The sequence below is a fragment of the Mesorhizobium sp. Cs1299R1N1 genome (genome assembly GCF_037179655.1).
Classification (GTDB): Bacteria; Pseudomonadota; Alphaproteobacteria; order Rhizobiales; family Rhizobiaceae; genus Mesorhizobium; species Mesorhizobium salmacidum.
The window spans coordinates 23255-49917 of record NZ_JAPYKR010000018.1 but is presented as its reverse complement, the minus strand read 5'-3'; the positions used below and the strand labels follow the sequence as shown (position 1 = coordinate 49917).

The window sequence follows — 26663 nt, the reverse complement described above, 5'->3', positions numbered from 1 at the left end:
CGACCGGCATGCCGGCGGATGAGAGTGGCGTTGGTGGCGCTGCAAGCACGCCTCTCATGGAGCGGCGAACTTCATGACCGGAATGCCGAGCCCGCGGGCCTTGTCGGCGAGGTTGTCCTGGATGCCCGTGCCCGGAAAATGAACGACGCCGATTGGTATTGTGTCGAGCATGGCGTCGTTGCGTTTGAAGGGAGCAGCCTTGGCGTGCCTGGTCCAGTCAGGCTTGAAGGCGATCTGTGGCACCTTGCGATTGTGAGCCCATTTGGCGGCGATCAATTCGGCGCCCCTGGGTGAGCCACCGTGGATCAAAACCATGTCCGGATGCTTGGCGTGTATCTGGTCGAGTTTGGCCCAGATGAGGCGATGGTCATTGAAGTCGAGCCCGCCGGTGAAGGCGACCTTCGGTCCAGGGGGTAAAAGCGCATGGCTGTCGGCATACTTCCTCGCGGCAAGGAAATCGCGACTGTCGATCATCGCCGCGGTGAGATTGCGGTGGCTGACCACGGAACCCGAACGCGGCCGCCAGATCGAATGGGTATGTCGCTCGAAGTGCTCGGCGGCCTGATCGCGCATCAGTTCGAAGACATCGCGGCTTTCGAGCAACGTTTGGCCTTGGGCGGTGAGTCGTTCAAGTTCGACCGATTTGACCTCGGATCCGTCCTGTTCGCGCTGCAGCCGGCGCTGGGAGAGTTCGTTGTCGTCGAGTTCGCGTTCAATCCTGCTGGTTGCGCGATGGAATAGGTTGACCGTCCCCCAGAGCAGTTCCTCAAGGTCGGGTTCGAGGCGTGTGTCGACCATCGCCACCACGAGAGCGTCGAAGATATCGGCGATGCTGGCTGCGATGACCTGGCCTTCTGGAAGCGGGCGCGGATCGGGTTCGTCTTCGAAGCGGCGGTAGCCGTAGAGTTGTAATTCACGAAGGACATGGTCTGTCGGGGACGACGCGTGCGGCGGTTCGCAGTCGGTGTCATGGTGATCGCTCATGTGGCTTCCCTTTTCTGGATTGGTCGCGTCCATCGCGGCCTTCATGGCGAACGACGGCGACGGGCGGTCCGGATCTGCACCCGCAGCGCCAGCGCAGGGCCGAAACGAGAGTGGAGGATGGCGAAGCCCGGCTATTTTGTTTCGCGATGGAAAGGCCCCAAGCCGGGGTCCCCCGCGGCTCGCCGCGTGGGGTGGAAGGGCCGCCGGAAAATAACCGGGCGCAGCCATTGCCAATCCGGACCGACCGGCGCGCCGATCGCCCTCTCGAAGGGCGTGTGGCCGTGCTCTTCGGGAAAAGGAAGGGACATTGCAGCGACCCGCGACAGGGACGGGCCAGCACTCGATTCTTCCCGGTCAGACCGCCAATGCTGCGAACCGGTCAACGTCCTGCGGTGCGATCTGAACCCGAAGGATCGCCCTGAGGACATCAAGACCGAGCAGACGCAGATCCTCGTTGAAATCGCCGAGTCGAGGCTTCAGCACGATCGCTTCGATCCCCGCGGAGTTGGCACGTTGGATAAGGGCCGCCACCGCGCCATCACCTGCCGGATCATTGTCGCTGGCGATGTAGAGACGACGCAGCGTGTCTGGAAACAGGACGGCGGACAGATGTGCTGCCGACAGGGCTGCGACCACCGGCATGGACGGCAGCGCCGAACGTTGTGACAGGATGGTCTCGATGCCTTCACCGGCTGCCATCACATCGCTGACGGCCCCGAAGCGCACCGCGTGCCCAAGCAGATCGCCCATGGCCCGCCTGGGCGTGCCGATCGGCGCTCTGCCGAGGCGGGCCTCGCTGAAACCACTCGGATCCAGCCAGGTACGGTGCGCGCCCGTAAGTCTGCCTGCCAGATCGGTAACGGCCGCAATCATCGCCGGCCAGGTCTCGGTCGGCGCGTACCCGTCGGGTCGGTAGTAGCAGTGTGGATGGAACCGAAGACATCCGGTTTCGTGCAGGGCCGTTATGCTGCGTCCACGCAAATAGGTCTCCACGAGCGTTCGCGAGATCGGCTGCGACATGGAAACAAGCCGCCTCGCCGCTTCGACAGATCCCGAAGGAGCAGGAACTGAACGCATCGTGCCTTCAGTGGGATCTGGCGTCGGTTGGGGCATCGACAAAAAACTGCGCGCCTCGTCGGCGACGTCCTGGAAGTCGACCAAGCCACGCGACTCCCGAATGACGTCGAGCAGATCGCCGTGCTCGCCAGTCGCGGCGTCGGTCCATTTCCCAGCCGCGCCCTTGCCGGACTCCGGCCCTTTCAGCCGGACGAACATTGACCGCCCAGGCGTATTGCGCACATCGCCGACCAGCCAGTAGCGGCCCTCGCGATGACCGTTGAAGAGATAGTGGCTGCACACCGTCTCGGCCCGCTGACCGAGACGAGATGCCAGTTCGGAAGCATCCAGACGGGGCATCAGGCCGCCTCTCTCTCGCTGATGCGCTGCACCGGATAGCGCTCGAGGACTTTCGCAAGAATGACCGGTCCCGCGGCATCGGCGGGAACGAACATGCGTAGTCTCCAGGTTATGATCTCGTGAAAAAGCCCGTAAGCCGAGAGCCGCTCGCGCATCGCGTCGGTGAAGCCCGAAAGCTCGATGCGGTTGGCACCCATCACGCGGACGCGCCGCAGATGAAGTCCTTCGGCGAGGTCGAGCGTAGTGCGGCCATCGATCAAGGCGCTGAAGGCGTCGTCCGCCGTCAGCGTACTAACACCAATTGCCAGCGCGCCAGCGGCCCAAGCCGCCGAGACCATACGGCCGATGATGCGCTCGCCGTCATCGGTCTGGAGCCGGTAGACACGGCTGGTCTCATTCGGGAGTCGCTTCCAGATCGGCAGCAACAAGCCAGCGACGACGTGGATAGTCGAATCGGAGAACGCCGGGACCTTGGCGAGCTCCGCATCCCAGGCCGTCGCGAAGGTGTCGCGATCCGCCTCGGTCCAACGACTTTCCTCTATCATACGGAGGGAAGCATGGTGTTGCTCCATCGGACGGATCAGGCGAACGCGCCGTTCCACCTCGCCATCGTCGAGCATGAGCGATGGCGCTGGAATCTGCACGGCAGCGCGCGCTGAGCGTTCGTTGATGAGCAGAACGGCACGCGGATCATCGCAATGGGCGACAGCGTCCTCGAACGACATCGGTCGGTTGCGCTGGCGCTGGGCAATGGTGAGGAGTTGCGTTTCGGCGCCGGTGCCGGGGTGGGTGTAGATCGTCCGCCGGTCGGTGACGACGAAGCTCTCTGCCTGCAGCGTCTCCAGCCCGACCTCATGGATGCCGGCAGCGATGGCACCCTCCACCTTGGCGGTGAGCAGTTGCTCGAAGGCCGCGAACAGGACGTCTTGCATTTCGATGGTGAGTGCCAGCAGCCGGTTGAGGAAGGTGGTGATCGGCGGCAGGTCATCCTTTATGCCGTTGTCATCCATGAGCTTCAGGCCGGTCGTCTCCTGGAATTGCTGTAGGGAACAGCCCTTCACCCTGCCGCGTACGATCAGCAGATAAAGTTGGCGCAGCGCATCGCGCGCATAATGCGATTCCAGATTGTCCTCTGGCCGGAACAGACCTTGTCCGCCGGTCTGGCGCTGGCCGCGCGTGATGGCGCCCAGCGTATCGAGGCGGCGGGCGATGGTGGAGAGGAAGCGCTTTTCCGCTTTCACATTGGTCGCGATGGGTCGAAAAAGCGGCGGCTGCGCCTGATTGGTCCTGTGCGTGCGGCCAAGACCCTGGATTGCGCTGTCGGCTTTCCAGCCCGGCTCAAGCAGATAGTGGACGCGAAGCCGCATGTTCCGCGACGACAGGTCGGCGTGGTAGCTGCGTCCTGTCCCGCCAGCATCGCTAAAGACGAGAACACGTTTGACGTCATCCATGAAGGCCTGCGTCTCGGCAAGATTGGCCGAGGCCGCGCGGCTCTCAACCATGAGCCTTTCGTCCTTCCGAACGATCCGCCGCGATCTCCCCGTCACTTCCGCCACGATGTCCGTTCCGAAGCGCTGGACGATCTGGTCCAGCGCGCCGGGCACCGCTGGCAGGCTGGCGAGCTTCTCGATCAGGGCGGTGCGGCGCGCGACCGCCTCACGGCTTTCGACAGGTTGGCCGTCGCGGAAGGCGGGCCTGGACGACAGATTGCCGTCGGAATCGGTGAAGGGCTCGTAGAGCTGGACCGGGAAGGAATGGGCGAGGTAGTCGAGCACATATTCGCGTGGCGTGATGTCGACGCGAACATCACTCCACTCTTCCGTCGGGACCTCGGCCAGCCTGCGTTCCATCAGTGCCTCACCGGTGGAGACGATCTGGATGACAGCCGAATGTCCGGCGTCGAGATCCTGATCGATCGAGCGGATCAGCGTCGGCGTCTTCATCGATGTCAGCAGATGACCGAAGAAGCGCTGCTTGGCGCTCTCGAAGGCCGAGCGCGCGGCTGACTTGGCCTGGCGGTTCAGCGTGCCGCTGTCTCCGGTGATGTTAGCGGCTTGCATGGCCGCATCGAGATGGTTGTGAATGACGGCAAAGGCGCCGGCATAGGCATCGTAGATGCGCCGTTGCTCGGGCGTCAGCTCGTGCTCGACCAGCTCATATTCGACGCCGTCGAAAGACAGCGAGCGCGCCGTGTAGAGACCGAGGGCACGAAGGTCCCGGGCGAGCACCTCCATAGCAGCCACGCCGCCCGCTTCTATCGCTTCGACGAATTCCGCCCGAGTGGCGAATGGCAGGTCCTCACCGCCCCACAGGCCAAGTCGCTGGGCATAGGCGAGATTGTGGACCGCCGTGGCGCCGGTCGCGGAGACATACACGACACGGGCACATGGCAGAGCGTGCTGCAAACGCAGGCCGGCGCGGCCCTGCTGAGATGGGGCGACATCACCGCGTTCTCCCTTGCCGCCGCCGGCATTCTGCATGGCATGGGCTTCGTCGAAAATGATCACTCCTTCGAAATCGGAGCCCAACCATTCGACGATCTGCTTGACGCGCGAAACCTTCTCGCCTCGATCATCGGAGCGCAGCGTGGCATAGGTTGTGAACAGGATGCCTTCCGGCAGCGTGATAGGACGGCCTTGAGGAAAGCGCGAAAGCGGGGTGACGAGCAGACGCTCCATGCCGAGTGCCGACCAATCGCGCTGGGCGTCCTCGAGCAACTTGTCGGACTTGGAGATCCACACCGCCTTGCGGCGGCCGTGCAGCCAGTTGTCGAGCACGATACTCGCCGCTTGCCGACCCTTACCGACCCCGGTGCCGTCTCCGATGAAGAAACCACGCCGGAAGCGCACAGACCGCTCCGCGTCCTCCGGCACGGCTTTGATGATGTCGAACGTATCGTCGACGGTCCACGATCCGACGAGGAAACCCGCATGGGCCTCACCGGCGAGGATGAGCGTCTCGAGTTGCGCATCTGAAAGTGACGTCAGAATGTCGGTGGGGAGCGTCGGCCGATAACTAGGCCTGGGCGGCGCGACGGAGGCCATGGCGGCGGATTGCACGAGCTTGGTTGGATGCGCCTGGGAGCCTGGAATGCGGATCGTCTGCAATCCGTATTCCTCATAAATCGCGTCGGTCAGCCGGGCTCCTTCGTCAGGCGTCCAGTCCACCGTCTCGTAGTCGAGCTCGACGCAGGCGAGTTCGGAACGTTCCGGACGAGCCGGCGCAGCGGCATGGCGCGCGAGATAGCGGCGCACCGTCCGGGATGTGGCTTTGGCGGGCAAGACGTTGACCGGATCAGGGAACGGCAGCCGTGCAGGCACATGTTAGTCTACCCAGCCGAGCAGCGTCGCGACGTCTGGTGCACGACCGGGAGACGCCGGAAAGCGAGAAGGATCGCCAGCAGCCAGCTTGTCGATGACCGTCAGCCGCGTCTCGATCGTCGTGCCATGCTTGGCATAGACCGAGCCGCCGATCGTAGCGGTGAAAACGACGCGGCTACGCTCCTGCAGGCGAATGAAGGCGTCACGCCAGGCAGGTGTCTCCGGCCCAAAGTTCGCACCGGTGATCGTGACCAGGCGACCACCATCGGCGAGCCGAGCGAGCGCCGAGCCGATATGGCGATAGGCTGCATCGCCCACGCGACCTTCGACATTGGCGAGCACCGAGAATGGCGGGTTCATCAACACAACGGTCGGCATGATCGCCGGATCGAGGTGGTCGTGGATCTGGGCAGCGTCGAACCGGGTGACCGTGAGGGCCGGAAAGAGGGTGGACAAAAGGCCGGCTCTGATCTCGGCGAGTTCGTTCAAAACGAGCGAACCGCCGGCGACCTCGGCAAGGATGGCGAGCAGGCCAGTGCCGGCCGACGGCTCGAGCACCCGATCCGCCGAGGTGATGGCCGCCGCGGTGACAGCAGCGAGACCCAGCGGGATCGGAGTCGAAAACTGCTGGAACGTCTGGCTCTCCTCCGAGCGACGCGTCTGGGTGGGCAAGAGGTTGGCAATCCGCCCCAAGAGCGGCAAAGCGCAAGCCGGAGATCCGGCTTTGTGTAGAAGCGATCTTCCATACTTGCGAAGAAAGAGGACGGTCGCCGCCTCGCAGGCATCATAGGCGGCCTTCCAGTCCCAGGCGCCGGTAGCGTCGGACCGACTGAATGCCGCTTCCATTGCGGCGCGCAAATCGGCTGTTTGGATACGCCGACCGCATTCGAAACTGGGAAGGAGAAGCAGGGCCGCCGCGTGTATGGCAGCGGCCGGGTCGGAAGCCAGGGAAGCAGACGCGGCTGGATTGACAGTCGCTGTCGGAAACAAAACGGTCATCGAGAAGGCCCTCGGGAGAGCGACAACGGGAAAGCCCGCCGGCGCTCTCTCTGACCGGACGGGCTCAAACCCGTCGCGGCCGGACTCTCACTCTGACACCGGACGTAAAAAAGCCCGGCGCTCCTGCGAGTGCCGGGCAATCTAATCTGGAGAGAAGTCGAGCCTATTCGGCGATCTCGACTTGATCTCCCTTCTCGTCTTCGAACAATCCGTCGTCGTCGCCGTCACCCGCGAGGAATTCGGGCAGCTCTTCGTCTTTATTGTCCGAGCAGGAATCGACCGCTTCGACATTGATATCTGCAAGCTGCAGCGGTTCAGGCAACCAGCCGCTGTCGGCGAGGAGCCGCTCCGCCTCGTTGGCCATGTCGCCTTTCTTGAGGTGGTCGATCAGCTGGGCGGCGCGCTCGCCTTCACCCTCGCGCACGGCTTCGAGAATACGTGCCTTGGTGACGCGACCAAGATAGTTACCGACCGTCGGCCGCCAGCCCGCATCGGCCATGTCGAGCCCGACTGCGCGGGCCAGGTGATCGGCCTCGGTAAGTCGCTGCTGCACGCCATGGGCGGAAATCGCGCCGTTGCCGTAGCGATCGGCCCTTTCGTAGAGAGCGTTCACGCCGAACGATGCGCAATGCGCGAACAACTCAGCCTGCTCGGCGGCTGTGAGAGCCGCAAGCGCATTCCAAAGCTCGGTGACATCACTCGGAAGACGGGTCTCCCAGGCTTTATGCCGGCCATCGATCGCGCGTGCGTAAGGTGTGTCGCGAAGCTCGGGAGACTGGGCCGGGAAGACCGTGGCACGGACACAGACGTCCATCGCCGCGCCTTGCGAGTTGTATCGAGAGAAGACGTCACGGACGAACTTGTGCAGCACGGCCAGGAACGCGGTCGCCGGATCATTTGCGAGTTTGTCGCGCAGCGCCAGCGTACGCTCGGCCGTCAACTCCATGATCAGGCGATCCGGCAACGGCTTGATGCCATCCTCCTCGTCATCCCCCGGCCCGGTCGACTGGCCACCGGTGGTGATGACGGATCGCTGGACCGAACCCGCCGCCACTGATTTATTGCCTGCCTCGACGCTGCGATCGTTGTCGCCCTCGGACGCAACGGGGACTTCATCTTCCGGCTTCACAAACCCGCGTTCGACGAGAAGCGACCCGTTCGTATCCACACTGATGAAGACTCCGGCGCGCGCGACGTCGGCCGGATCGAATCGGACGGGGCGCGCCTCAAACGCCCTGATGGCGGTTTCAAGCTCACCAAACCGCTGGTCGACCTCGTCCGGCAACTCGTCGGCCTCTTCATATTCCTTCTGCAGCTTGTCGAACTCATCGCGAAGTGCGTCGAGCGTCGCCTGTTCCTCGTCGGAGAGGTCGACCGGCGTCCCATTGAGTTCGCGCAAGCCGCGCGCCGCGCCATAGGGGAAGCTCAACGCGACTTCGATCCATTTCCAGCCTTCATTGGCGATTTCGTCGGCCATGACCTGAAGCTTCTCGGTGAGGAGACGATCGAGCAAGGGTACATCCTGCAACCACCCGCCATCGTCCGACTGGAACAGGTCGCGCAGCACTTCGCCACCTGCTGCCTCATACGCGTCGAGACCCACGAAGACGGCTCGCTTGTCGGAGGCACGGACGGTGTTCTCGGTCAGCATGCGGCGGATCTGGTATGGCTCTTTCGACCAGCTGTTCTTGACTGCCTCCCAGACCTGCTCTTGCCGTACATGGTCATTGCTGACCGAGAAGGCTTCGAGCTGAGCGATCGTCATGCCATCTTCGGCATAGATGTCGAGGAGCGCCGGCGACACGGCGGTGAGCCTGAGACGTTGCTTGACGATGTTGACCGAGATGAAGAAGGCTGCAGCAATCTCCTCCTCCGACATGCCCTTGTCACGCATTTCCTTGAAGGCGTGATATGCATCCAAGGGATGGAGCGGAGCCCGATCCAGGTTCTCTGCCAGCGACACTTCCTCCGAGAGAACCGCGCTGGAAGAGTTTCCGACAACACAAGGAACGGGCGCAGTCTTGGCTAACAGCTTCTGCTTCACGAGCATTTCCAGGGCGCGGTAGCGGCGGCCACCGGCCGGCACCTCGAACATGCCGGTCTCCCGGCCATCGGCATCGAGAACGGGACGGACGTGGATGCCTTGGATCAGGCCGCGCCGAGCGATGGAGGCTGCCAGGTCCTCGATCGAGACGCCGGCCTTGATGCGCCGGACATTGGTCTGGGCGAGAACCAGCTTGTTGAAGGGAATGTCACGCGAGGGCGACAGGGTAATCTTTTGAATGGCAGTGGCCATCGGGTTTCTCCTCGACGGGCGCCGAGAGCCTCTCTCTCGGTCCTGAACCCGTCACGAGATCCCCTCAATCCTCTTCCTCTCCTCGCTTCGGGTCGATTCATCCCAGCGCTGCCCGTTGGCAGCACCGCGGAAGATGCTTCGGCCTCCGGGATGCTTCCACTGACGCGGGCAGCCTCGGAACAGAGCGCGATCGAGCTACCGCCGACGAAAGAGAGATCGCGTCCGATCGCCATACCAAATGGCAGTCGGACCGACTACGAGCAGAGCTCGGGACAGATCGGCCAGCCCGAACAGGTACCGCCAGCATCGTCGAGTTCAGTAACGAGCCAGGTTCCGGCGCCGAGGCGATTGAAGAAGCGGACGAGCGGGACGTGCTCAGCACCACGGTTGCGCCCCTGGCAAGAAGCTGCTCGCGCAGGTCTGAGAGGATCATGCCGCTCTCCTGTCGGCATCCGCATCCGTTTCATTCGGCAGCACGGTATCCTCGGTCAAATGGCCCAGAAGCCAGTCGGCCGCCTTGCGAGCCTGGCTGGCGGCGCGCACGATGGCCCGATTGTCTTCACGCAGCACCTCGAGCCAGGAGCCGATATGGTCGGCATGGCGTACTGTGGGCACGATGCCGAGCGCAGCACAGCAGAAGGCTGCGTTGATCTCGGCCACGAGTTCCTCAAACGCATATTTCTTCGTCCCGAAGGAGCCGGAGAAATCGCGAGCGAGGCGTGAGGCATGACCCGTGGCATGACCAAGCTCATGGAGCGCCGTGCGATGCCAGTCGATCGGCTCGAAATAGGCTTGCGGAGGCGGCACCTGAACATAGTCGCGGGCCGGCACATAAAAGGCATTGTTCCCACCGATACGGAAGTCGATGCCGGTGCTTTTGATCAGAGCCTTGAGCCGAGGCTCGATCAATCGGGCGTCCGGGATTGGAGGCAAAACTTCCGTCTCCTCGGACAAACCTTCACATTGTTCGATGTTGAAGACAGTGAAGCGCTTGAGGAACGGAACCGCCCTGGCATCTTTGCCCGTCTCGCTGGCGCGCTTCTTCTCATCGTCCGAGATAAAGCAATCAGCATAGATGACGGTGGTGCCACGCTCGCCTTTCCTAACATTCCCGCCGAGCACTTGTGCCTGTCGGAAGGTTAGCCAGCTTTGCGTCCGATAGGCGCGCTCGATGACGGCGCCCCAGAGGATGAGCACGTTGATCCCGGTATAGTGTCTGCCGGTGCTGGCGTTCTTCGGCAAGCACAAGGGCGCTTTTGCGGCAGCAGTCCCCCACGGCTGGACCCAAGGGAATCGACCTGCCTCCAACGCGGCGATGATCTTGTTGGTAATGTCTTCATAGAGGTTGGTCCGGTCGGCAACTGCGCGGGCTAGATTGCTTTGATAAGACATCGCGGTTCTCCGCGACGGGCGCCGGAGGCCTCTCCTCCGGCTTTCAACCCGTCACGGAAAAACCCCGCTGGCACTCTCACTCTCAATTTTCGAAGAACGGGTATCCGCAGCAGGAGGGCAGCCCCACCTCCGAGGCACCTCATGAGCCGAAGGCCTGACTAGCTTGCACACGACGCTTCGCGAGATTGCCCGCACATCATGGCAGGCCCGCCGTTTTTAACGCCAGAGGGTCCCAATCACCGCACGAGCGATTTGATGCCGTTCACAGATCGCTCTCATATCCTTACATTTCCGGCCAGATAATCGCCTTGCGGTGAGAAGTCTTCTCGGCCCGGTTCCTACCCACCAAGGGTCGAAAAGAGATTGTCCGGCAGCCGCAGTCAACTGCCTGATACGGGGCCGGCCAGACCACGCGATCAAGCGGCTTACTGACCGGTGTCGGACCATCGCAGGTCCTCAAACAGTCGAGCGCAGCTTAATTCTTCTGCGCCTGCGGAAAGGCAAGCCATGACGATCCAAGAGCAGGTGGACGACCATACGCCGCTACGGCTCAACGTAGCTGCCGAAATCGCCTTTCCCGACGGCTCCATGGGTGCGGCAGGTCTGCGAAAAGAGCGAGATGCTGACCGTCTTCAGACAGAGTTGATCGCAGGCAAGGAATACGTCACTTTGGCAGCGATCGCAAAAATGAGAGAGCTATGCCGCGGACGTCGAAAGGGGCGCGCCTCGTCTGGCGCGCCGAAAGCAGAAGGGCGGACGGAAAGCTGCGCAGCGCAGCCGGCTGGTTCATCCGCGATGGCGCAACCTTCATCAGCGCTTGTGGCGGCACTGGCGACCGCGAACGCGCTGAAAAGCGTCTCGCCAGTCACATCACGGAAAAGTACCGGCCGGCCCGCGAGCGCGGTCGTGATCCCACCACGGTCCCGGTAGCTGACGCCGTAAACGTATACCTTACCGACGTCGCGCCGTCGCACGCCAAGCCGAAAGAAACCGCCGACCGGCTGATCGTTGTGCTAACGTGGTTTGGCGACACAAAGATCGGCGACATCGATGGCAAAATGTGCCGCGATTACGCCAAGGCCCACGGCAACGGCGCTGCCGCCAGGCGTCAGTTGGAGGATCTACGAGCGGCGCTGAACAACTATCACCGCGAAGGCTACGTAACTTCTGCGCCAGCAATTGTGCTGCCCGCGAAAGCAGCACCGCGCGACCGCTGGCTGACCCGCGACGAGGCAGCCGCCCTGCTTCGCGCCGCGTGGGGCATGCGCCAGTCGTGGAAGGGCCGGCCAAGCGATCGTCGCACCGCACGCCACGTCGCGCGCTTCATCCTTGTCGCTCTCTATACCGGCACGCGCTCCGCCGCGGTCTGCGGCGCGGCCGTCCGGCGGACAGAAGGTGCGGGATATGTCGACATCGAACGCGGCGTTTTCTACCGCCGCGCCAACGGTCGCCGCGAGACCAAAAAGCGGCAGCCACCCGTCAGGTTGCCTGATCGCCTCGTGGCACATGTGCGCCGCTGGGCGAGCACACCGCTGGAAATCAAGACCAAGGGCCGAGGAAAAAGCGCCAGCATTGGCCGCATGATCGCCCATGACTTCGTAGTTGAGTGGAACGGCAAACCGGTGCAGTCGATCAAGAAGGCCTTCCGCTCGGTGGTCGAGACGGCCGGACTGGGCTGGTATGAAGAGGTTGCGACACCGCAAGGTAGCGTCCGGCGCGTCTTCCGGACCGACATCACCCCGCACGTCTTCCGCCACACGGCCGCGACCTGGCTAATGCAGCGGGGTTCCGACCCCTGGGCGGCGGCGGGATACCTGGGCATGAGTGTCCAAGTGCTCATTCAGACTTATGGCCATCACCACCCCGATTTTCAGGCCCAAGCCGCCGAGGCAATCGTCTCCAAGTCACGCTTGCCACACATGCCAAAAAACACAGTCAGTATGCACGCGGCACAGAAAGAGAACATTTCCGCCTACCCCACAGTTACCCCACAGATATACCGGAAATAAACGTGAACATTGGCCTTCAGACGCCATCAGAAATGGCGGAAATCCGGGCTTTTGCTGGCCAACCCGCCCGTTCGGGACGAGGGGGTCGCAGGTTCAAATCCTGCCACTCCGACCAGAAACAACAATGGGTTAGCGCCGCGACGATGGCTACCCCACAGATATCCCGACAGAAATAGCTATGTGTCTACGTGGCGCGTCCCCGCCAGCGGGCGCACGCCCCGCCGCGGTCGAAATCCGCTGCAGGCAGGCGCCATGCCGACATCTTCGCCGACACTTCACGCTGCAAGCGGCATCGGCTACCGCCACCGCACCTCTGTCATCGAGGAGTTAGGCCGGTTGGTCGAATGGTACCGGGTCTTCCACGTCTGACGAGCCGGGTCGGCGAGGCTCCGGGCGCACCCGACCCTTTCGAGAGCCGAGCATGGCTTTGCGAATCGAGGCATCATTTATCAGTGCCTTGATCGTTGCCGTGGCGAAGAGCCGACTTCTTGAGATAGGGCGCGATAGAAATCAGGGCTGTGACCAAGCTGCTGAAAACGATCCAGCCAACTATCTCTTTCTCCGATACCTTTCGATCATGTTTGATGCCTGTTGCCGGCGGCGCCCGCGAATGGATGATTTCCGCCAGATCGGCCCGGCTGCCATGCCGGATCGAATAGGCGCGGGTAATTTCCGCGCCGAGTAGAAAGACCTCCGATGAGTAGTAGACCCACAGCAGCACCACAAGCAGCGCCCCGGCAGCGCCATATGAGGAGGCGACCGCGCTTGTGCCAATATACCAGCCGATCAACGACTTTCCGATGGTGAACAGAAGCGCCGTGATCACGGCGCCGGCGCCCACATCACGCCATTCGAGTGAACGGTCCGGCAGAACTTTGTAGATGGCAGCAAACATCAGTGCGATCAGAACAAAGGAGACGATGGTATTTATGGTAGCGAGGATAAACTCGCCAAAAGGCAGGTGAGCGTTGATCACTTGGGCAAGCGCCGATATCGCCGCGCTCGCAACCAGCGAGACCAGAAGTAGAAAGCCCAGCGCTCCCACCAAGCCCAGACTTGCCGCGCGAGCCCGCACCAAGCGCGAAATGGAAAATCCGGCGGGTGGCACTTTCCACATCTGGTTCAGTGAAAGCTGCATCTCTCCGAACACCCCGGATGCGGTGACAAACAGAGTGATCAAGCCCAAGATCGTCGCCAAGGTCCCTGCGGTTCTCTGGGAGGCGCTTTCGATCGTTGCTTGCAGCAGGTCGGCACTTTGAGGACCCATGACGCCTGAAATCTGTGCCGACAACGCGACCTGAGCGGCATCGTTCCCGAAGCCCAGACCGGCGATGGCAACAACGATCAGCAGGATTGGAGCGAGCGAAGTGGTCGCATAGAAAGCCATCGCCGCCCCGTGGCTCAAGCAATTGTCGTCGACGAAGCCGCGGATGCTCTCGCTCAGCAGGTGCCAAAACGCAATCAGCGACCGTGACATTGTTAGCCTCAAGACTTTTCGCAACTCGGCTGGAGAGTTCGCCGCATCACCGGCGGACAATCTTGCGGACGGATTATGACCTTCGTCACCATGACTCCGTCCACAATTCCACGCGCTTCACTCACGATCCTCCCTTTGCTTCAACTCGCGACGTAACTCCGCGTTCCCAAGGCCGGCTCGAAGGAAAGGTCAGCACATTGACGCCTGCTGTTTGTGCCGGCATCGCAAGATCACTGCTTCGGTGCCACCGGCACAGATGCGAACGACGAGAGCATTTGATCGGGCTCTCAAGTGCTGGTGCGTGGGCGGCGGCCCCTGCGGGAGCATCTCCTCAACGCCGCGAAAATCGCTCACGCGATCGACCAGCGGAACACGCGGTAGCGTTGCAAAGATCGAAAAAAGCTGGCCAGCTGCTTCGCCGGAACCGTTTCGGAATGAGATGACGCCCACAGGCAAACAGGAGGACAATCGATGAAAACCGCAATTCTGACTGCCGCCGTGGTTCTGGCCATGCCGGGTTTTGCCTCTGCCAAGGACAAATGCGCCGACGCCAAGGATCAGGTCACCATGAACCAGTGCGCCGATGCTTCGTTCAAGAAATCGGACAAGAAGCTAAACGAGCTCTACAAGCAGATCGAAACCCGCCTCAAGGACGACGCGGATGCCAAGAAGCTTCTCGTTCAAGCGCAGCAGGGCTGGGTTAAATTTCGCGATGCGGAGTGCCAATTCCAGACTGCGGGGGTGGCTGGAGGAAGCATGGCTCCGATGCTTATCTCGATGTGCATGGACAGCTTGACGCAATCCCGTGTCAAGAATTTCGAGGGTTACCTGAATTGCCAGGAAGGCGATGCGAGCTGCCCCGTTCCAACAGCGAACTGACGCCCACAATTGGTTTGATCACAATGCAGCGGGAACCAGAAACTCGCTGGGTTTTGCGGCACAATTTCGTCCAAAAAAGCCGTTTTGGATTCGCCTGATGCGGTGCGCCTGGTGGCGGGGCATAACCCGCCACAAGGTTGTTGGCAAAGGCGATGGCCTATTTGGAGCCGCCAAGTGCCTTCAATTTCTCGCAGAACTGAGCATGAGGCTTGCTCATCGCCGCGTCGTTGCATTCCTTCATCATCTTGTCCTGATCAGCCTTGGCCATCGCAGCCCAGGCCTTTTTCATATCGGCGTCCGGCTTCATCGTCTTCATGCTCGCGTCGGTGAAGAACGGGGCCATCATCTTGGGTTCATCGAGCGCGCCGGCAAGCGCCGCGCCGCCAACAATCGTGAAAGCAAGTGCGCCTAAACAGGCAGTTTTGAAGCTCATGAAATTATCCTTCCCTATTTTTGTGCCCCGACCGTCGTTTGCGATCAGGTGCGGTTTCTAACGCTATATAAGCAACATCTAAAAAACGGCGAATGTTGGGGTGTCGCTTCGCAAGTCGATCACATCCTAGGAACGGCATTGCGGAAAAGGCAATTTCCCCCAAAACTTTGCTGGAATGCGCGGCGCACCCTGGCCGTCCTTTGCGAAAAGATGGATGAGCGCACAAAATCCGGCACCAAAGGATAGGTCTGGAGCGAGGAGAGGCTCATGCCTTCTTCAGGAACGCAGTTTTCAGGACAAGACCCTTCACCTGCCTCGTGTTGCATTCGATTTCTTCTGGATTTTCGGTAAGGCGGATATTTTTGACCATCGTGCCGCGCTTGAGCGTTTCTGATGTGCCCTTCACCTTCAGATCCTTGATCAACGTCACCGAGTCACCGTCGTTCAGTGCAGCGCCGTTGCTATCCTTAGCCTTCTCAACCATCTTCCCAGTCCTTTTTCTTTAGATACGGAACACGTCGCCGCAGGCGGAAATCAGTCCCTGTTTTGCTTCCATTCCATCGAAATCCATCTACCGGAAGCGTCGATCCGGTCGAGGTGCCTTTAAGCACGAAGCGGCCATCGATCTCGAGACGATAGCCAACGGCCGGATCAGGAAATCCGAGCCATCCCTTCGCTCAAAACGGCGCCCGGCCTCATTCCCTGTTTCCTGCGATCGAACCGGCGCTGCCAGAAATCACGAAATGGCTACGCCAAGGCCGCGTTCGGTGCATGCACCCACGAGCTGGGCACATTAAGGGAGACCCGATATCGAACTAGACTAGCGCCCTTACCATCACTGTGTCGCGGGTCTTCATCCGCCTCAAGGACAAAAGCGTCATCCGCCTGCGCGGCTTGCGCAGCATCGAAATTCTAAAAGCAGGACGTGCTGCCGAACATGGGCAATAACGCGCCTGGCTCCTCCAACAGTCACCCGCCAGGGCACGGTGCACGCCGCCTAGCGGAGGCCGAAAAAGCTCAATATCGCTATCACGATGACCACCGCTCCTATGAGCCAAATGATATTGTTCATGATCTCTCTCCTGTTGCCTGGTGAGCCCGCGCCTCTGGCGGAGGACGCGGGCCGATCAGCCTTTGCCTGCTGATCTTCAGCGGACCTCAAACCGCGATGCCTGCTGTGGAGATAAAACCATTAGGCTTATCTAATGTTCCGCCGCCTGACAGGATCTCGAAATAGCCAAGCGAACTGCTTTTGTGGGACAGAGACAGATTGGTCCTGACAGCAGCAGTTGCGCTGGCCTGCCCGCGCGGACGATGGACGATGCGGCAGCGTGGCTGCCCGGGAGAACCAACCGTAATTGTAGAAAAGGCGATGTCGGGGCCATCCTGGGTGAGGACTCATGGGAGTCCGTCGCCAAATATTGCGATTTTTCTCCAGGTCTGGTCGCGCGATCCGATAGCCAGCCCTTCGATTTACCGCACGTCCCAGCTGTCCCGGGAAGCCCGGAACCAAAGGGATCAGCGGCAGTTGTATCCAACGAAGGGCTAACAAAGGCAATGGAGAAATTGCAATGAAAACAGTGGCCATCTGCGCTTTGGCGCTATCGCTGGGGTTCCCTGCTTTGGCATCGGCCGCCCAGACTGACGTTGTCATCAAGACCCATCATCGACATCATAACCATGTCAAGATCATCAATGAGGAGGGCCAGCGCCTTCATCACCGTCACCATGGACAGATCGCGTTCTACGACAATGGCCGCCGGCATCACCATCGGAATACCGTTGTTGTCACCGGCTCCGTCTCCACCCATCACCGTCATCATCACCCGGTGGTGATGGAAAACAGCGGCTACTGATCGCCGACTGGTGGCCCGGCTCTCGATCAAGCCTGGCCACCAGGTGCGAAAGAGAACGGGGCCAATTCTGAGATCTCGTCATCGCCGGAAATAAATTGCGCAAACTTGGGTCCGTGAGCCCAGGGCAATTCGTCGTATCCTACGCCGGATGGGCGTGTAATGGACCTTGCGGCACCAGGGGAGAACTCAGCTAAGGACTACTCCAGCCACCAAGAAGGTAATAGCCACGGCGAAGATCGGTGCGAGCAACCAGCGCGCCTGGCCAACACTCTTCTCCATCGGCTTCCTCCCATAATCTCGTAGCGGACAAACGGTGGCAAACAGCGGCTGTTCCTGGCTGCGCGGCCGGCAAGACCATTACGTCCTGGGGCAAGACCTAAGTCCCGCACCTCGCCAGACCGAAGCCCAGCCCTGGAACGTTTGCCCGCCCTCCAGAGTTCGGTTGGCTGGGCGCGAGGACCATCAAAAAAGAAGCGGACATAGATGACCACGACAATCTCGAATCGTGACAACGCAAGATCCGATGCCTTGCAGCTGCGCGTGGCAGACCTCAGGAGCAGGATGCGCGACGCGCGGATCACCGAGGGCGAAATCAAGACCTTCCAAAAGGTCGCGGCCGTAATGGAGGACGGTCAAGGCCGGATCGATGGCGACGACTTGATCGCCGCATCCTTCGTTACCGACGTGCTGACGGACACGACGCGCCCTGAATGACCATGCCAACAATCAGCAGGCTTTTTGAATCCCATTCCGAAGCAGCCCGGATCGCCGGCAACCTTTTGGCGGCCGGGGTTCCTCGCGTACAGATCGCGATTATCGGGCCCTACCATGACGAAATCGGTGTCGTGAAATCTCCCGCTGTCATGCTTGGCGCCGCCGCCGGGCTGTTGGCGTGCCTGAGCGCTTTTGCTGTCCACGGCATCAATCCTTTTGCGACCGGCCTGTCGGCGACGGCCCTGATAGGCTGCGGCTGCATCCTCGGCGGGTTGTTCGGAGCCATGGCCGCGGGCGCCAGAAGGTTTGAGCGTCGAGGCGTCGGCGAAGGGGTTGTGCTGGTGACGGCCCATGTCGATGAGAATGCCGCGGACATCGCCCAAATGGTGCTCGGCGGTGGTTGTGTCCCCATGACCGGATTGGACGCCGAAGCAGCGTAGGATTTCGATGACATTGAATAAACGGGCCGATACCCCAGTGCAGAGCGCGAGCACTGGGTATCGGCCCCTCAACCTTTGACGAGATGGGCATCGGCCCCTAGTTTGATCGATGAATATGAGGGAGCCGGTAAAACGGCGAACCGGACGCGGACATGAATTTGATCTCAACGACAGGATCGGCACCGGTTCTTCTGGCTACGGTGTTTCTCGTTGCCGGATGCTCCTCGATCGGCAGGACGGCCGATCCGGCCAAATACGAGAGCATGAGCTGCACCGAGCTCAACAGCGCCGTGGGAAGCAGCGCGAGCGACATCTCGCAAACCGCGATCACCCGCGGCAAGGTCGCCAACACCAGAGTGCCGCGCTGGCTGCTTGGTGGATCGCGCGTGAAGATGGCGGTCGCCAACCGTGAAACGGCAAGGATCGACCGGTTGAAGCAACAGCAGGATGCCGTTGTCGCCGTGCGCGCACGCAAGTGCGCCAACTCAGCCGGCTGAGCGAACAGGCCTCACCTGCCGTGACTTATCACGCGCTCAACCGGAACCGCGTGACGTCGATCGCGGCATTCATCAGCGTCTGTGTATAAGGCGCTTGCGGATTGCTGAAGATAGCCTCGGTCGGCCCCTCCTCGACGATCTTGCCCTGCTTCATGACGATGATGTAGTCGGCCATGGCGCGCACCACCGCGAGATCGTGGCTGATGAACAGGTAAGACAGTTCGTGGTCGGCCTGGAGCTTGCGCAGCAGTTCCACGATCTGTTTCTGCACCGAGCGATCGAGCGCCGAGGTGGGCTCGTCCAGCACGACCATCGTCGGCTTCAGGATCATGGCGCGGGCAATGGCGATGCGTTGCCGTTGTCCGCCGGAAAATTCGTGCGGGTAGCGGTTGCGGGCGTTGGGATCGAGACCGACTTCGCGCAGGGCCTCGACCGCGCGCTGGTCGCGCTGCTTTCCCGAAAGGTTCGGCTCATGCACCAGCAGCCCTTCGGTGATGACCTGGCCGACGGTCATGCGGGGCGACAGCGAGCCGAAGGGATCCTGGAAGACGAGCTGCATCTGGCGCCGCAGCGGCCGCATCTGCCGCCGGTCGGCAGTGGAAATGTCGCGATCGCCGAACCGAATGAGCCCATCGCTCGGCAAAAGCCGCAGCAAGGCGCGGCCGAGCGTCGATTTGCCCGAGCCGGATTCGCCGACGATGCCGATGGTCTGGTTGCGTTGCAACCGGATCGAGATGTGATCGACGGCCCGCAGCATCAGCGGTTCGCCGGCGAAAAACCCGCCACCGATCCTGAATGTGACTTCGACATTCCTGCCCTCGAGCACCATGGGCGCATTGGCGGGCGGAGGTGCCTTGGTTCCCGTCGGCTCGGCCGCCAGCAGCATCTTGGTGTAGGCATGCTGCGGGTTGGCGAAGATCGCTTCTGCCTGGCCTTCCTCGACGACCTCCCCCTGGCGCATGACATAAACCCGGTCGGCGAAGCGGCGGACGATGCCGAGGTCGTGGGTGATGAAGACGATCGCCATGCCAAGCTTGCGCTGCAACTCGGCCAGCAGCATCAGGATCTGCGCCTGGATGGTCACGTCGAGCGCCGTCGTCGGCTCGTCGGCGATCAGGATGTCGGGGTCGTTGGCGAGCGCCATGGCGATCATCACGCGCTGGCGCTGGCCGCCGGACATTTCGTGCGGATAAGATTTCATCCGCCGTTCCGGATCGGGAATATGGACGAGCCGCAGCAGCTTGAGCGCCTCATCATGCGCCTCCGTGGCGCTCAGGCCCCGATGCCGGCGGATCGGCTCGATCAGCTGGTTGCCGATCGAATAGAGCGGATCGAGCGAGGTCATCGGCTCCTGGAAGATCATGCTGATCTTGCGGCCGCGGACCTTGTTCAGCTCGGATTTGCTCAGCGTCAACAGGTTGCGGCCGCGATAGTCGACACTGCCCGACGCCTCGCCATTGGAGGCCAGCAGGCTCATCGCCGCCATCATCGTCTGGCTCTTGCCGGAGCCGGACTCGCCGACGACTGCGACGGTTTCGCCCGCATTCACGTGGATGTTGATACCCTTGACCGCTTCGACCGCACCGTCGAGCGTGCGGAAGCGGACGCGGAGGTCCTTGACGCTGAGGATCGTTTCGGGAGTGGCCATGTCAGCGTTCCCCATCTTTACCGATCCCTTGGGTCGAGCGCGTCGCGCAGGCCGTCGCCGACGAAGTTCAGGGCGAACAGCGTGGAGACGAGGAAGAAGGCGGGAAACAGGAGCAGCCAGTTGGCGGTGCCGATGTTCTTGGCGCCAACCGAGATCAGCACGCCCCAGCTGGTCATCGGCTCCTGGATGCCAAGGCCGAGGAACGACAGGAAGCTTTCCAGGATGATGACCTGCGGCACCAGCAGCGTCATGTAGATCACCACGGGGCCAAGCAGGTTGGGGATGACATGGCGCAGCAGGATGCCGCGCTGGCCGATGCCCATGGCTTCCGCCGCCTGGACATATTCCTGCCGGCGGATCGACAGCGCCTGGCCCCGTACGATGCGCGCCATGTCGAGCCACAGCACGGCACCGACCGCCAGGAACATCAGCACGAAGTTGCGGCCGAAGAACACCACCAGCATGATGACGAAGAAGATGAACGGCAAGGAATAGAGCACGTCGACGATGCGCATCATCACCTCGTCGACCTTGCCGCCGGAAAAGCCGGCGGCGGCGCCATAAATCACACCAATCACCACCGCCACGATGCCCGCGAGCAGGCCGATGGCAAGCGAGATACGCCCGGCCATCAGCGTGCGCGACAAGAGATCGCGGCCAGTGTTATCGGTTCCGAACAGGAAATACTGCTGCTTGACCGATGCGCTCATCGTCACTTCGAGGCCGTCGGTCGACTTGCTCTCGATCTTGGTGTCGTCGAAGGCATCGGAACGGTCGAGGTAGCGGATGTTGCGGTCGTCGATCGGCTTGGCCGACTTGACCGTGACGAAGACCTGATTGCCCTCCTGGTGCCACTCCTTGATGTCAACGCGCATGCGTTTGATCGCTTCGGTGAGCGCCGTCTCGATCATATCGGGTTTCGGGTAGGCCGACAGGCTTGGCGGCATGCGCACATAGTCGGCGTAGATGGTCGTGTATTGATGCGGCACGAACCACGGGCCAAAGACGCTGACGACCCCGATCAGAACGAGGTAGTAGAGGCTGAACATGGCGGCGCGGTTGGCCTTGAGGCGCGCCCAGGCATCACCCCAAAGCGAGCGACCGACGATGGCGGGAGCGGTGGCTGCGATGTCAGTCATAGCGCACCCTCGGGTCGACGACCGCGTACATGACGTCGACGATCAGGTTGAAGATGATGGTGAAAATGGCGATCACCACCACCGTTCCCATCACCAGCGTGTAATCGCGATTGAGCGCGGCATCGACGAAATAGCGGCCGACGCCCGGAATGGAGAAGATCGTCTCGACGATGACCGAGCCGGTCAGCAGTGCCGCCGCCGCCGGGCCGGTGAAGGAGACGATCGGCAGGATGGCGCCGCGCAAGGCGTGCTTGACCACCACCGACCAGTCGGAGAGGCCGAGCGCTCGCGCCGTTCGGATATGATGGGATCGCAGCGATTCGATCATCGAGCCGCGCATCAGGCGGGCGACGATGGCGATCTGCGGCAAGGCGAGCGTCAGCACCGGACCTACCTTGTTGATGAAAGCGCCATCGCCCCATCCCCCGATCGGCAACAGCCTCCAGGTCAGCCCGAACAGGAGCTGGATCACCGGCGCGATGACGAAGGTGGGGATGGTGCTGCCGGCGGTCGCCAGCGCAATCACCGTATAGTCGCCAAGCTTGTTCTGGTTGAGCGCGGCAATGGTGCCGAGCACGCTGCCGAGCAGCAGCGCCAGGATCAGCGCCGAGGCACCGAGTTGGACGGAAATGGGCAGGCCCTTGGCAAACAGTTCGGTGACGGTGAAATCCGGCATGTTGTAGCTCGGGCCGAAATTGCCGCGCAGCAGATTGCCGAGATAGTGGACATATTGCAGCCAGAGCGGATCGTTGAGACCGAACTGGGCTTCAAGATTGGCCTTGATCTCGGGGCTAAGTCCCCGCTCCTGGTTGAATGGACCGCCCGGCGCGACGCGCATCAGGAAGAACGCCATCGTCACGATGACGAACAGCGTCGGGATGGCGGTCAAAAGCCGCCGGAATACGTATCGCAGCATCGGTGCCCCGCTTGATCTGGAGCTCGCCCGTCCACCCGGACGATTGCGCTCCAGCCTTCAAATCTTCGCACCGAACTTTCCGAAAATCGATTCCGCTTCCCGGGCCGATGCGATGGCAAACCAGCGCCGCCGCGCATTCAGTTGCGCGGCGGCTTGGCCAGGGATCAATCCTTGCTGACGAAGCGTGACGGATGCACGTCCATCACATTGTCGACGAAGCCATGCAGCTTCGAGGAAACGATGTCGTGGTAGCTGTAGTAGAGAAGCGGGATCTGGCCGACATCGTCGATGAGGATGCGCTCGGCCGCGGAGAGGTCCTTCATGCGCTCGTCGGGCTTGCCGCCGGCGGCCGCGGCCTTGTCCATTGCCGCTTCGTATTGCGGACTGTTGTAGTTCGAATAGTTGTTGCCGCTGGCCTTGCGCGTGATGCCGAGGAAGGTTTCCGGATCCTTGTAGTCGGCAATCCAGGCGGCACGCGCCACGTCATAGTCGCCCTTCTGCTCGAGGAAGGAGTAGTGGGTCTTGGTGTCGGTGTTGAGCAGCGTGACGTCGACGCCAAGCGGCTTCAACTGTTCCTGGATCGCCACAGCGGTGTTCTTGTGGTTTTCCGAGGTGTTGTAGCGGATCTCCATCTTTAGCGGATGCTCGGGCGTGTAGCCTAGCTTCTCAAGGATTTTCTTGGCCGCGTCCTCGCGGTCGATCTGCGGCATGTCGGCGTATTTGGCCATTGCGGGCGTGTAGCCCTCGATGCCGGGAGGCACCATCGAATAGCCGGGCAGCATAGAGTTCTGCCAGACCTTTTCAGCGATGAAGTCACGGTCGATCGCCATCGAGATGGCGTTGCGCAGCTCGGGGTTGTTCCACGGCGCCTTGTCGGTCTTGATCGCATAATAGTAGGTGCCGAGATACGGCCCGACATGGATCTGGTCGCCGAACTTGGTCTTGAGGTCGGCGAGCTGTTCGGTCGGCAGATCGTCATAGCTGTCGAGTTCGCCGGCCTCGAAGCGCTTCATAGCCGATGAACGATCCTCGGTCGGGATGTAGTTGACGACGTCGAACTTGACCGTCGCGGCGTCCCAGAATTTCGGATTCTTGACCAGTTTCATGTGGTCGTTCGGAACCCATTCGGCCAGCGTATAGGCGCCGTTCGAAACCAGGTTGCCGGGCTTGATCCAGTCGGCGCCGAGCTTTTCAATCGAGGCCTTGCTGACCGGATAGGTCGCCTGATGGGTCAGCATCTCCAGGAAGTACGGCGTCGGTGCCTTCAGCGTCACTTCCAGGGTGGTGGCGTCGATCGCCTTGACGCCCATGTCCTCCGGTTTGCCCTTCTTGGTGTTGACGTCCTCCGCACCCTTCACCGGATAGAGCATCGAGGCGTATTCCGCGCCGGTCGCTGGATCCTCGAGCCGGTGGAAGGCGTAGACGAAGTCGTCCGCCGTCACAGGGCTGCCATCCGACCACTTGCCGTCCTTGCGCAGCTTGAAGGTGTAGACGGTGCCGTCATCCGACACCGTCCAGCTTTCGGCGGCGCCCGGAATGAGGTTCGCCTTCTCATCTTGCATGACCAGTCCCTGGAACAGGTCACGCAGCACGTTGGCTTCATAGACCGTCGAGGTCTTGTGTGGATCGACCGACTCCGATTCAGCGGCGGTGCCCCTGTTGTAGACGGTCTCGGCAAAGGCTGGCGTCAAGAACGTACCGGCAGCCAAGGTCATGGTCGTGGCGAGTACCGTCGCCTTCAGCATATTTTTCAGCATGAAGTTCTCCCTGTCGGCGCTGCCATCGGCGCGCCTTTACGTGTTGACGCCCCGGAACCGATGTCTGGTTCCTTTGAGCGCGCCGCCGGTTCCCTCCGGCGGCTGGTGGCAGGAGACTAGACAGGAGGTAAGCTCTTTTCAACTGAGTACTGATTGACCCTAAGTCAATCCTCATTATCGCAGAAGCAACGGCTAAATTAGAAAGACGTTTCAATCGAGCACATCCCTTGGTTGCACCCGGAGTTTCCGCTTCCTCCATGCGAACTTGAGCATGCTGGTGCCATGGTCCACAACCTCATTTCCAAGGTCCGAAGGCGCCAGTTCCGAACAGACAATTCAGGAACTTCAGCGGTCGAGTTCGCACTGCTGTCGCCGCTTTTCATCCTTCTTTTGCTCGGAATGGTTGCCTACGGCATCTATTTTGGCGCCGCCAACTCGATCCAGCAAATCGCAGCCGACGCCGCCCGGACGGCTATCGCCGGGGTGAACCAGACCGAGCGTCAGACGCTCGTGGCCAGCTATCTCACCAACAATGCCGGCGGCTACCCTTTCGTGGACGCCAGCAAGCTGACCTACCAGGCCAATGACAGCGTGGCCGACGGAAGCCAGTTCGTGGTGTCCATCTCGTACGATGCCCGCAACCTGCCGATCTGGAATCTGTTCCCGGGCATAGCCATGCCAGGGACGACCATCAAGCGTCAGTCAACGATCAGGGTCGGGGGTATCTGAATGCTGCAGCGGGCGGGCAAGGGCATCGGCCGGGTTGCACGGTCGATGATGGGAGACAGGAAGGCGAACTTCGCCGTCATGACCGCATTGAGCGCGCCGGTCGCGCTGGCGCTGGCGGCGGTGGCGATAGACGAGGCCTCCATCTACACCGAGCGCCGGGAAGCCCAGGCGATGGTCGACCTGGCAGCGATCACCGCCGCCTCGAACATCAACAACGTCAACACAGCGGTCGTCACCACGCTCACCGACAACGGCATGCCGGGTGTCGTTGTTCAAGCTTCGGGCCAGACCATCCCAGCGGCCGCCGGAAAGACGGTGGTGACGGTCACGCGGGGCCGATATGCCTCGTCGACCGCCAATGTCAGCCAGCGCTTCCAAGCGGGCGTGACGCCTTACAATGCGGCGCGGGTGACTTTGGCGAAAATTCCCCAGCGCTACTTCGCAAGCTCGCTGATCCCCACTCCCGTCATCGACACCCAAGCCACTGCCAGCATGACGCCGCAGGCGACATTCTCGGTCGGGTCGAGATTGCTTGGCGTCAATGGCGGCATCCTCAACGCACTTTTGAGCGGACTTCTCGGCGGCAACATCTCACTCAGCGTCATGGATTACAACGGGCTGATCTCGGCCGATGTCAGCGTGCTTTCCTTCATCAGTGCGCTCGGTACACAACTGAACATCACGGCCGGCACCTATTCCGACGTCCTGGCATCGAAGGCGACCGTCGGCCAGATCGCGACTGCCATGGCCAATGTTCCTGGCCTCGGCAATACCGCCAAGGTCGCCTTGCAGACCATCGCCTCCAAGTCGACCAGCACCGTCAAGATCCCACTCAGCGGACTTGTCGACCTTGGCTCCGTCGGCAGCCTGGGTCTCGGGCAACAGCCGTCCGGCCTTGGCGTGGACGCCAGCGCCATGGGGATGCTGACGGCGGCCGCCGTACTTGCCAACGGCACCAACCAGGCCGCGGTCGATCTCGGCGCCACCATACCGGGGCTGCTTTCCACCAAGCTCAACATCGCCATCGGGGAGCCGATGCAATCCTCGCCCTGGCTGGCGGTCGATGGTATCGGCACTGTGGTGCGAACCGCCCAGACGCGCATCAAACTGACGGCCTCCGTCGGTGTCGGCACGCCCGGCATCGGCGGCGGCATCAATCTGGTGGCCGTCAATCTGCCGCTCAATGTGGAAGTCGCCTATGCCGAGGCCAAGCTGACCGACATCACGTGCCCGACAGGGCCGTCCAGCATCAGCGTTTCCATCGCCGCACACCCCGGTATTGCCCAGATAACCCTGGCCAACAGCAACAATCCCTCCGGCTTCGCCGATTTCAGCCAGCCGCAGACCTTCACCGACGCAGACATCGCCGATGTTAAGCTGCTGCTGATACCGTTGATCCAGGTGATGGGTTCGGCCGCGCCCGCGATCACCAACAACAACCCGCAGACCTTGACCTTCAATGCGACCGACATCGCCAGCAAGACGGTCAGGACCGTTTCGACGCGAAACATCACGCAATCGCTCACCACGTCGCTGGTCAACAGCCTCTCGCTTTCGGTCAATCTGCTTGGTCTCGGGATCGATGTGACCACCCTGCTCGGAACGGTCAGACCAGCAGTGGTGGCCCTGCTCAACACTGTAACGGCGCCCGTCGACGACTTGCTCTACAATGTGCTGTCAGCCCTGGGCGTCGGTGTCGGCCAGGCCGACGTGCGCGTCACCGGCGCGACCTGCGGACGGGCAGTGCTCGTTCAGTAGGACC

The 26663-nt window shown here is 61.6% G+C and carries 19 protein-coding genes and 2 pseudogenes; 8 read left to right on the top strand and 13 right to left on the bottom strand.

Annotation, left to right across the window (positions count from 1 at the left end; all coding sequences use genetic code 11):
- Nucleotides 1–54: 54 nt before the first annotated feature.
- The 6 genes and pseudogenes from O7A70_RS29415 to O7A70_RS29390 all read right to left on the bottom strand — a co-directional run bounded on the left by O7A70_RS29415 (nucleotide 55) and on the right by O7A70_RS29390 (nucleotide 10407).
- On the bottom strand, nucleotides 55–984 hold the full coding sequence (locus O7A70_RS29415) for a DUF2493 domain-containing protein (protein ID WP_337143467.1): 930 nt from the start codon (nucleotides 982–984) through the stop codon (nucleotides 55–57).
- 354 nt (nucleotides 985–1338) lie between these two features.
- Nucleotides 1339–2400 (bottom strand): DUF7146 domain-containing protein, encoded by a 1062-nt coding sequence (locus O7A70_RS29410; RefSeq protein WP_337143466.1) that lies wholly within the window; start codon nucleotides 2398–2400, stop codon nucleotides 1339–1341.
- Nucleotides 2400–6719 (bottom strand): annotated as a pseudogene (locus tag O7A70_RS29405) (strawberry notch-like NTP hydrolase domain-containing protein). Before O7A70_RS29405 ends, O7A70_RS29410 begins: the two are co-directional and overlap by 1 nt.
- A gap of 163 nt (nucleotides 6720–6882) precedes the next feature.
- Nucleotides 6883–9015, bottom strand: a complete 2133-nt coding sequence (locus tag O7A70_RS29400; protein WP_337143465.1) for a ParB/RepB/Spo0J family partition protein — start codon at nucleotides 9013–9015, stop codon at nucleotides 6883–6885.
- 254 nt (nucleotides 9016–9269) lie between these two features.
- Nucleotides 9270–9467 (bottom strand): DUF2958 domain-containing protein, encoded by a 198-nt coding sequence (locus tag O7A70_RS29395; protein WP_337143520.1) that lies wholly within the window; start codon nucleotides 9465–9467, stop codon nucleotides 9270–9272.
- Complete coding sequence (locus O7A70_RS29390) at nucleotides 9445–10407, bottom strand: ArdC family protein (protein WP_337143464.1); 963 nt, start codon at nucleotides 10405–10407, stop codon at nucleotides 9445–9447. The genes O7A70_RS29395 and O7A70_RS29390 overlap by 23 nt, the downstream gene beginning before the upstream one ends.
- 698 nt (nucleotides 10408–11105) lie before the next feature.
- Here O7A70_RS29390 and O7A70_RS29385 point away from each other — a divergent pair.
- Nucleotides 11106–12416: a site-specific integrase gene (locus tag O7A70_RS29385; RefSeq protein ID WP_337143463.1), complete on the top strand. Its 1311-nt coding sequence runs from the start codon at nucleotides 11106–11108 to the stop codon at nucleotides 12414–12416.
- Between the two features lie 442 nt (nucleotides 12417–12858).
- On the opposite strand, the gene O7A70_RS29380 is transcribed toward O7A70_RS29385, so the two are convergent.
- On the bottom strand, nucleotides 12859–13893 hold the full coding sequence (locus O7A70_RS29380) for a YihY/virulence factor BrkB family protein (protein ID WP_337143462.1): 1035 nt from the start codon (nucleotides 13891–13893) through the stop codon (nucleotides 12859–12861).
- A 471-nt stretch (nucleotides 13894–14364) separates the two neighbouring features.
- Here O7A70_RS29380 and O7A70_RS29375 point away from each other — a divergent pair, with 471 nt between their 5' ends.
- Nucleotides 14365–14772 (top strand): lysozyme inhibitor LprI family protein, encoded by a 408-nt coding sequence (locus tag O7A70_RS29375; protein WP_337143461.1) that lies wholly within the window; start codon nucleotides 14365–14367, stop codon nucleotides 14770–14772.
- A 157-nt stretch (nucleotides 14773–14929) separates the two neighbouring features.
- Here the strand turns inward: O7A70_RS29375 and O7A70_RS29370 are convergent, their stop codons facing one another.
- Both O7A70_RS29370 and O7A70_RS29365 read right to left on the bottom strand, forming a co-directional pair.
- Nucleotides 14930–15205 carry a hypothetical protein gene (locus O7A70_RS29370; RefSeq protein ID WP_027143995.1) on the bottom strand — a complete coding sequence of 92 codons (276 nt, stop codon included), beginning with the start codon at nucleotides 15203–15205 and terminating at the stop codon, nucleotides 14930–14932.
- 265 nt (nucleotides 15206–15470) lie between these two features.
- Nucleotides 15471–15689, bottom strand: a complete 219-nt coding sequence (locus O7A70_RS29365) for an alkylphosphonate utilization protein (RefSeq protein WP_337143460.1) — start codon at nucleotides 15687–15689, stop codon at nucleotides 15471–15473.
- A gap of 1087 nt (nucleotides 15690–16776) precedes the next feature.
- Here O7A70_RS29365 and O7A70_RS29360 point away from each other — a divergent pair.
- From O7A70_RS29360 to O7A70_RS29345, 4 genes are all read left to right on the top strand, one after another.
- Complete coding sequence (locus O7A70_RS29360) at nucleotides 16777–17061, top strand: hypothetical protein (protein ID WP_337143459.1); 285 nt, start codon at nucleotides 16777–16779, stop codon at nucleotides 17059–17061.
- A 483-nt stretch (nucleotides 17062–17544) separates the two neighbouring features.
- The gene (locus O7A70_RS29355; RefSeq protein ID WP_027143998.1) at nucleotides 17545–17775 is read left to right on the top strand and encodes a hypothetical protein; all 231 of its coding nucleotides are present in this window, start codon (nucleotides 17545–17547) and stop codon (nucleotides 17773–17775) included.
- Nucleotides 17772–18215 (top strand): hypothetical protein, encoded by a 444-nt coding sequence (locus tag O7A70_RS29350; RefSeq protein WP_337143458.1) that lies wholly within the window; start codon nucleotides 17772–17774, stop codon nucleotides 18213–18215. The genes O7A70_RS29355 and O7A70_RS29350 overlap by 4 nt, the downstream gene beginning before the upstream one ends.
- A 152-nt stretch (nucleotides 18216–18367) precedes the next feature.
- Nucleotides 18368–18712 carry a hypothetical protein gene (locus O7A70_RS29345; protein ID WP_337143457.1) on the top strand — a complete coding sequence of 115 codons (345 nt, stop codon included), beginning with the start codon at nucleotides 18368–18370 and terminating at the stop codon, nucleotides 18710–18712.
- A 28-nt stretch (nucleotides 18713–18740) separates the two neighbouring features.
- Here the strand turns inward: O7A70_RS29345 and O7A70_RS29340 are convergent, their stop codons facing one another.
- The 4 genes and pseudogenes from O7A70_RS29340 to O7A70_RS29325 form a co-directional block, all read right to left on the bottom strand.
- Nucleotides 18741–20360 (bottom strand): ABC transporter ATP-binding protein, encoded by a 1620-nt coding sequence (locus O7A70_RS29340; protein ID WP_337143456.1) that lies wholly within the window; start codon nucleotides 20358–20360, stop codon nucleotides 18741–18743.
- Nucleotides 20361–20377: 17 nt separating this feature from the next.
- Nucleotides 20378–21499: an ABC transporter permease gene (locus tag O7A70_RS29335; RefSeq protein WP_337143455.1), complete on the bottom strand. Its 1122-nt coding sequence runs from the start codon at nucleotides 21497–21499 to the stop codon at nucleotides 20378–20380.
- Nucleotides 21492–22415 carry an ABC transporter permease subunit gene (locus O7A70_RS29330; RefSeq protein WP_337143454.1) on the bottom strand — a complete coding sequence of 308 codons (924 nt, stop codon included), beginning with the start codon at nucleotides 22413–22415 and terminating at the stop codon, nucleotides 21492–21494. The genes O7A70_RS29335 and O7A70_RS29330 overlap by 8 nt, the downstream gene beginning before the upstream one ends.
- A gap of 416 nt (nucleotides 22416–22831) precedes the next feature.
- Nucleotides 22832–23977 (bottom strand): annotated as a pseudogene (locus O7A70_RS29325) (peptide ABC transporter substrate-binding protein); the annotation flags it as partial.
- A gap of 477 nt (nucleotides 23978–24454) precedes the next feature.
- On the opposite strand from O7A70_RS29325, the gene O7A70_RS29320 reads away from it, so the two are divergent.
- Together O7A70_RS29320 and O7A70_RS29315 are read left to right on the top strand one after the other, a co-directional pair.
- On the top strand, nucleotides 24455–24901 hold the full coding sequence (locus O7A70_RS29320) for a TadE/TadG family type IV pilus assembly protein (RefSeq protein ID WP_027144005.1): 447 nt from the start codon (nucleotides 24455–24457) through the stop codon (nucleotides 24899–24901).
- Nucleotides 24902–26659 carry a hypothetical protein gene (locus O7A70_RS29315; protein ID WP_337143452.1) on the top strand — a complete coding sequence of 586 codons (1758 nt, stop codon included), beginning with the start codon at nucleotides 24902–24904 and terminating at the stop codon, nucleotides 26657–26659.
- The last annotated feature ends 4 nt before the right edge of the window (nucleotides 26660–26663 follow it).

What these genes read in the sequence shown, in the direction of transcription:
- O7A70_RS29415 (WP_337143467.1), bottom strand. Translation starts at nt 984, where the DNA reads ATGAGCGATCACCATGACACCGACTGCGAACCGCCGCACGCGTCGTCC.
- O7A70_RS29410 (WP_337143466.1), bottom strand. Translation starts at nt 2,400, where the DNA reads ATGCCCCGTCTGGATGCTTCCGAACTGGCATCTCGTCTCGGTCAGCGG.
- O7A70_RS29400 (WP_337143465.1), bottom strand. Translation starts at nt 9,015, where the DNA reads ATGGCCACTGCCATTCAAAAGATTACCCTGTCGCCCTCGCGTGACATT.
- O7A70_RS29395 (WP_337143520.1), bottom strand. Translation starts at nt 9,467, where the DNA reads ATGCCGACAGGAGAGCGGCATGATCCTCTCAGACCTGCGCGAGCAGCT.
- O7A70_RS29390 (WP_337143464.1), bottom strand. Translation starts at nt 10,407, where the DNA reads ATGTCTTATCAAAGCAATCTAGCCCGCGCAGTTGCCGACCGGACCAAC.
- O7A70_RS29385 (WP_337143463.1), top strand. Translation starts at nt 11,106, where the DNA reads ATGCCGCGGACGTCGAAAGGGGCGCGCCTCGTCTGGCGCGCCGAAAGC.
- O7A70_RS29380 (WP_337143462.1), bottom strand. Translation starts at nt 13,893, where the DNA reads ATGTCACGGTCGCTGATTGCGTTTTGGCACCTGCTGAGCGAGAGCATC.
- O7A70_RS29375 (WP_337143461.1), top strand. Translation starts at nt 14,365, where the DNA reads ATGAAAACCGCAATTCTGACTGCCGCCGTGGTTCTGGCCATGCCGGGT.
- O7A70_RS29370 (WP_027143995.1), bottom strand. Translation starts at nt 15,205, where the DNA reads ATGAGCTTCAAAACTGCCTGTTTAGGCGCACTTGCTTTCACGATTGTT.
- O7A70_RS29365 (WP_337143460.1), bottom strand. Translation starts at nt 15,689, where the DNA reads ATGGTTGAGAAGGCTAAGGATAGCAACGGCGCTGCACTGAACGACGGT.
- O7A70_RS29360 (WP_337143459.1), top strand. Translation starts at nt 16,777, where the DNA reads ATGAAAACAGTGGCCATCTGCGCTTTGGCGCTATCGCTGGGGTTCCCT.
- O7A70_RS29355 (WP_027143998.1), top strand. Translation starts at nt 17,545, where the DNA reads ATGACCACGACAATCTCGAATCGTGACAACGCAAGATCCGATGCCTTG.
- O7A70_RS29350 (WP_337143458.1), top strand. Translation starts at nt 17,772, where the DNA reads ATGACCATGCCAACAATCAGCAGGCTTTTTGAATCCCATTCCGAAGCA.
- O7A70_RS29345 (WP_337143457.1), top strand. Translation starts at nt 18,368, where the DNA reads ATGAATTTGATCTCAACGACAGGATCGGCACCGGTTCTTCTGGCTACG.
- O7A70_RS29340 (WP_337143456.1), bottom strand. Translation starts at nt 20,360, where the DNA reads ATGGCCACTCCCGAAACGATCCTCAGCGTCAAGGACCTCCGCGTCCGC.
- O7A70_RS29335 (WP_337143455.1), bottom strand. Translation starts at nt 21,499, where the DNA reads ATGACTGACATCGCAGCCACCGCTCCCGCCATCGTCGGTCGCTCGCTT.
- O7A70_RS29330 (WP_337143454.1), bottom strand. Translation starts at nt 22,415, where the DNA reads ATGCTGCGATACGTATTCCGGCGGCTTTTGACCGCCATCCCGACGCTG.
- O7A70_RS29320 (WP_027144005.1), top strand. Translation starts at nt 24,455, where the DNA reads ATGGTCCACAACCTCATTTCCAAGGTCCGAAGGCGCCAGTTCCGAACA.
- O7A70_RS29315 (WP_337143452.1), top strand. Translation starts at nt 24,902, where the DNA reads ATGCTGCAGCGGGCGGGCAAGGGCATCGGCCGGGTTGCACGGTCGATG.